Below are 4,987 nucleotides of genomic sequence, written 5' to 3' on the forward strand. Positions count from 1 at the left end.
GGAGGACCGGCAGCCGCCCGCCGAGTTCGACAACCTCTTCCGCAGCGACGCCGGCCGCGGCGAGGTGCCGGCCGGGGCCACGCAGCAGCTGCCGCGCTTCCAGCAGCCGCCGCAGGCCGAGAAGCCGGGCTACGGACAACAGGGCTACGGGCAACAGGGCTACGGGCAGCCGCCGTACGCCCAGCCCGCCTATGCCGAACCGTCGTACGCCCCGCCCGGGCAGGGTGGCGATCGGCGAGGCGCTCAGGACGACGACGGCGGGCGCCGTTCGCGGGTGCCGTTGATCGCCGGTGTCGGGATCGTCATCGCGATCCTCGGGGTCGGTGCCGGGGCGCTGCTCAGCGGTGGCGGCAGCAAGAGCGAGGGCAACAAGACCGTCGCCGCCACGTCGCCCGCGACCGGGGGGTCCTCGTCGGCCGGCGGCGACGCCGCCAAGCAACAGGCCGTCGCCCTGGACAAGTTGCTGGCTGACAGCGGCAGCAGCCGTGCCTCGGTGATCCGCGCCGTGGGCAATGTGAAGGCCTGCGACAACCTCGGCGACTCCGCCTCCGACCTGCGCGACGCGGCCAAGCAGCGCGCCGAACTGGTCACGAGGCTCTCGCAGTTGACGGTGGACAAGCTGCCGGACAACGCGGCCCTGACGACCGCTCTCACCAACGCGTGGAAGGCGTCCGCGTCCGCCGACAACCACTACGCGGCCTGGGCCGACCAGGCCGCGGGCAAGCACGGCTGCAAGAAGGGCCAGGCCCGCACCACCGGCCAGACCGCGGCCGGCAACGCGGCGAGCGGCACCGCCAGCAACCAGAAGACCAAGGCCGCCGCCCTCTGGAACACGATCGCGAAGACCTACGGCCTGACCCAGCGCCAGCCGACCCAACTCTGAGGAACGGACGGCGCGGACCTCAGTCGAGGTTCGCGTCCTCCAGGGTCCCCGTCATGTCGAAGAAGCCCTTCTTCGCCGACACCAGCACGCCTTTGCGGACGACCTGAAGGGTCACCGAGGCGTTGACCAGGCGGGACAGGCCGACTGAGGCGAGGTTGTCGTCGTCGGTGGAGCTCCACTGGAGCGTCGGCGTGAGCCCGCCCGTGGTGACCTTGACGCCGTCGTCGAGGGCGCGCCGTATGGTGTCGGCGGTCACCTCGCCGTTGCCGAGCGAGTTCACGACGGTCTTGAACGCGGTGTACGCGATCCAGGTCGTCTCCACTCCCGCGTCCGCCGGGTCGATGCGGTTGTCGCCGAAGGCCACCTCGTTGACGGCCTTCTTCATCGGGGCCCAGCGCGGGTCGCCCGCGACCGGGTACCAGCCGGTGATGTACGACCCCTCGTACGGCCCGGACTGCCCGCCCGTCGCGTTGATCTCGGTCTGGTCGACGCTGCCGAGCACGGTCGCGGTGCGGACGGCGGGATAGTCCTGGCGCTCGCGCCGGAAGGAGTCCATGAAGGTGTCGGTGCGGTCCCCGAGCGAGGGCACCACGCACCCCTCCTTCGACGACGTGCCACCGGACGCGCTCTCCAGCGCGCGCGTCGCCTGGCCGGAGTACTCGGTGGCGTCGTCGGCCGCGAGCTGGTCGGCGGCCGGTGCGTGCCCGCCCGCCGAGAGCCCCGCGTTCAGCAGCGGGGGCAGGTCGTCGCCGGCGATGGAGTCGGGCCGGACCAGGGTGACGGTGCCGCAGCCGGGGGCGAGTTCCTTGCCGAGACCGGCCAGCAGCGCGGGCTGGCCGCCGTTGACGGGGTAGGACAGGGCGCGGGTGAACTCCTCGCTCGTCACGCCGTAGCCGCCGATGTAGGGGATGCCGGCGCCCTCCAGCGGGGCGAAGAAGGAGTCGCTGAACTCGCTGTAGGAGCCGACGACCGCGACGACGTTCTCCTTGACGGCCTGCCGGGCGCACTGCGCCGCGGAGATGCTGGTGTTGTGGTCGTTGCAGGTCAGGACCTTGAGCTTGCGGCCGTTGAGACCGCCGTGCTTGTTGATCCACTTCGCGTACGCCGTCGCCATGGCGGGCATGCCGGGCTTGTTGGTCGCGTTGGTGTCCCACGGCGCCCAGGTCATGACGGTGATCGGGCTGTCCGCGGAGCCCCCTGTGGTCCCTGGGATGACCCCGCAGCCGGCCGCGAGCGACGCGCACGCCAGCAGTGCCGCCGCCGACATGGCGGTGGCTCTGACGGGCCGGGTGATCGTGGGGAGGAAGGTGCTGTGGTTGCGCCGCCTGCCGGTCATGTACACACACGCTTCCGCGACACCGCTAACCCGGGAGTGACTCTTGGTCAACAAGTGGTGACGTGGAGGTGAATTACAGGGGGTGTTCCTGTGCGTGTGACGAGGAACGTACGATCGATGACCGTGCAAGCTCCGGAGAACTCTTCCCGTCGCCCCCGTCGCTCCTTCACCATGGGCGGCATGCCACTGAACGACATGCCGTGGTGGCGCTGGCGCAGCAACGTGCGTTCCGCGCTGCACATGCTCTCCGATCCGGTGTTCCAGCAGAACGTCTGGCTGGCCGGTGTCGACGGGTACGGGGACGTCACCGACGCCGTCTACCGCCTCGTCGAGGACACCTGGCTGGACAACTGGTCCGCCGAGAAATACGTCGGCACGATCTTCCGGGACTCCCAGGAAGCGGCCCTCGTCGACTCCGCCGTCCTGCGTGTGCTGCGGATCATGCACCAGGTCGGGCCGGACGCCCCGGTCTCCGCGTACGTCGACCACCAGGCGTGGCCGGAGGCAGTGCGGGCGGCACGCGACGCGCACGTACGGATGGCGTCGAGCGACGGGGAGGACCCGGACGCGCCGCCGCGCACGCTTGAGGTGCTGCAGATCATGACGCGGTCCGCGTAGGCCGCCGGGTCGCGTGGACCGCCGGTCGGTGTGGGCCGCTGGTCCGCGTGGGCCGTCGGTCCGGGTGGCGGACGCCGGTCTCCCTGCTCAGGGGGATATGGGACCCTGTTCCGCATGAACGCGCAGTCCACCCGAGCCGCGGCGCCCGCCGACCAGTACGTCCTGACGCTGTCCTGCCCCGACAAGCAGGGCATCGTGCACGCCGTGTCGAGCTACCTCTTCATGACCGGCTGCAACATCGTGGACAGCCAGCAGTTCGGCGACCAGGACACGGGACTGTTCTTCATGCGCGTCCACTTCTCGGCGGAGCCGCCGGTGACCGTGGACAAGCTGCGCGCGAGCTTCGCGGCGATCGGTGACTCCTTCCACATGGACTGGCAGATCAACCGGGCCGACGAGAAGATGCGCATCGTCCTCATGGTCAGCAAGTTCGGCCACTGCCTGAACGACCTGCTGTTCCGGGCGCGGATCGGCGCGCTGCCGGTGGAGATCGCGGCGGTGGTGTCCAACCACACGGACTTCGCCGAGCTGGTGGAGTCGTACCACATCCCCTTCCACCACATCCCGGTGACGAAGGACAACAAGGCCGAAGCCGAGGCACGGGTCCTGGACCTGGTCCGCGAGGAGAACGTCGAACTCGTCGTGCTGGCCCGCTACATGCAGGTCCTCTCCGACGACCTCTGCAAGGCGCTCAGCGGTCGGATCATCAACATCCACCACTCGTTCCTGCCGAGCTTCAAGGGCGCGAAGCCGTATCACCAGGCTCACTTGCGGGGTGTGAAGCTGATCGGCGCGACCGCGCACTATGTGACGGCGGACCTCGACGAGGGGCCGATCATCGAGCAGGAGGTCGAGCGGGTGGGACACGATGTCACGCCGGACCAGCTGGTGGCGGTCGGCCGCGATGTGGAGTGCCAGGCGCTGGCGCGGGCCGTGAAGTGGCACGCTGAGCGTCGGATTCTTCTCAACGGGCGCCGGACTGTGGTGTTCGCCTAGGAGCTCGGGGGTTCGGTCTCGGGGGCGGCTGCGGGTGAGTGGGGGCTGGTCGCGCAGTTCCCCGCGCCCCTGGAGGGCTTCGGTTTCGGGGCGGGTGCGGGTGGTTCGTGGTTGCTCGCGCCCACGCGGCGGAGCCGCAAATCGACACAGCCCCGCGCCCCTTCGAAACGCACGGTTCCTTTAAGGGGCGCGGGGAACTGCGCGAACGGCCCCCACCGGCCCGCAGCCGACCCCGAAACCGCAACCCACCCCTACATCCGGCTCAACGACGCCGTGGCGAACAGCACATCCCTGATCGCCTCCCGGTCCCCCAACTGCCCCGCAGCCGCCTCCTCCGGTGACACATGCCCGGCGGCCAAGTGACAGAACTCCACACCATCCAGGGCGATATGAGCCACCTCCCGCTCAGCCGACCCCACCGCCCCGGGTGAGTCGAGCGGAATCAACCACTCGCCCCCACCATGCCCCTCGATCTCCAGCCGCAGGCTGCGCCCGGGATCCCCGGCCGGGACCAGGTGCCGCCCCTCAGCCGGCGCAGCCAACCCGTGGCGCCGCCGCTCGGCCAGCACCAGGGGCAGCATCCGCGCCGCGAGGTCGATCATCCGGTTCAGGCTGCGTGGCGACGGCGGCTCGTAGGGATAGTCGACCGCGTCCGCGATGTCCTCCGCGTGCACCCAGCACTCGAAGGCCCGGTCGAGCATCGCGTCGTGCAGCGGCAGCTCGAAGTCGCCGTAGGACACGGCCCGTTTGCCGGCGGTGGAGCCGGTGAACGACACCGTACGGACGATGTCGTGGCTCTGTTCGCGCCAGGGCGCGCGGATGGAGCGGGTCGGCGGGAAGTACGACGCCCGCCAGTAGGCCTCGGTGCGCGCGGCGGGATTCGCGGCCTTGTCGGCCGCGTCCCCGGTCAGCGGATCGTCGAGGCCCAGCGCCGTCGCGACCAGGCCGTCGACGCTCAGCAGGTGCGCGATGACCCCGGCGACGGTCGTACGGCGGCTCGTCGGGGCCTGTCCGTCGAACCAGCGCAGCCGCACGGGCGCGTGCCACTCGGCGTCGCCTATGTCCTGCAGCAGGGCGTCCAGGCGCGCGGTCTCGGCGTCGTACGGCGTCGCCCACCCGGGGACCGGGATGCGCGGTGGCCGGCGGTCGAAGGA

Annotated in this window: 4 protein-coding genes and 1 pseudogene; 3 read left to right on the top strand and 2 right to left on the bottom strand. The window is 70.5% G+C overall.

Annotated features, from left to right (window positions below):
• A pseudogene (locus R6V09_RS45690) lies at positions 1-883 on the top strand (hypothetical protein); the annotation flags it as partial.
• A gap of 19 nt (positions 884-902) precedes the next feature.
• On the opposite strand, the gene R6V09_RS45695 reads toward R6V09_RS45690, so the two are convergent.
• The gene (locus R6V09_RS45695; protein WP_317887382.1) at positions 903-2,219 is read right to left on the bottom strand and encodes an ABC transporter substrate-binding protein; all 1,317 of its coding nucleotides are present in this window, start codon (positions 2,217-2,219) and stop codon (positions 903-905) included.
• A gap of 117 nt (positions 2,220-2,336) precedes the next feature.
• Between R6V09_RS45695 and R6V09_RS45700 the strand changes: the two genes are divergently transcribed.
• Together R6V09_RS45700 and purU are read left to right on the top strand one after the other, a co-directional pair.
• The gene (locus tag R6V09_RS45700) at positions 2,337-2,837 is read left to right on the top strand and encodes an SCO4402 family protein (protein ID WP_200715011.1); all 501 of its coding nucleotides are present in this window, start codon (positions 2,337-2,339) and stop codon (positions 2,835-2,837) included.
• 114 nt (positions 2,838-2,951) lie between these two features.
• Positions 2,952-3,833 (top strand): formyltetrahydrofolate deformylase, encoded by an 882-nt coding sequence (purU, locus tag R6V09_RS45705; protein ID WP_317887383.1) that lies wholly within the window; start codon positions 2,952-2,954, stop codon positions 3,831-3,833.
• Between the two features lie 251 nt (positions 3,834-4,084).
• On the opposite strand, the gene R6V09_RS45710 is transcribed toward purU, so the two are convergent.
• The coding region (locus R6V09_RS45710; protein WP_317887384.1) for a maleylpyruvate isomerase N-terminal domain-containing protein at positions 4,085-4,987 on the bottom strand (903 nt) is incomplete at its 5' end.

Source organism: Streptomyces sp. W16 (assembly GCF_033194735.1).
In the GTDB taxonomy this organism is placed as follows: domain Bacteria; phylum Actinomycetota; class Actinomycetes; order Streptomycetales; family Streptomycetaceae; genus Streptomyces.

What these genes read in the sequence shown, in the direction of transcription:
- R6V09_RS45695 (WP_317887382.1), bottom strand. Translation starts at nt 2,219, where the DNA reads ATGACCGGCAGGCGGCGCAACCACAGCACCTTCCTCCCCACGATCACC.
- R6V09_RS45700 (WP_200715011.1), top strand. Translation starts at nt 2,337, where the DNA reads ATGACCGTGCAAGCTCCGGAGAACTCTTCCCGTCGCCCCCGTCGCTCC.
- purU (WP_317887383.1), top strand. Translation starts at nt 2,952, where the DNA reads ATGAACGCGCAGTCCACCCGAGCCGCGGCGCCCGCCGACCAGTACGTC.